Annotated in this window: 1 protein-coding gene; it reads right to left on the bottom strand. The window is 47.0% G+C overall.

Annotation, left to right across the window (positions count from 1 at the left end):
* On the bottom strand, window positions 1-230 hold a 230-nt coding region (locus IQQ51_RS24720; RefSeq protein WP_193842398.1), incomplete at both ends, for a VCBS domain-containing protein.

Raw genomic sequence — 230 nt, 5'->3', positions numbered from 1 at the left:
TCAGTGACCGTAACTGGAATTTGCAGCTGTTGATGTTCACCTTCCCCTAGATGCTCGTAACTGGCGTGGTTAGGGTCAAAAGAATAACTGCCATCATTATTGAGATGGAAACCATCCACATTGGCTGTGGTAGTGTAAGTGAGTATGTCATGACTATCGGCATCGGTGGCGTTCATCACACCATTCACAACCCGTGCATTTTCTTGGGTGTGAACGGTTGTCGCACTCAT

This window comes from Vibrio sp. OPT18 (assembly GCF_015163615.1).
GTDB classification, from domain to species: Bacteria; Pseudomonadota; Gammaproteobacteria; order Enterobacterales; family Vibrionaceae; genus Vibrio; species Vibrio coralliirubri.
The sequence above is the reverse complement of the archived record's forward strand: the minus strand, read 5'-3'. Positions and strand labels throughout refer to the sequence as shown.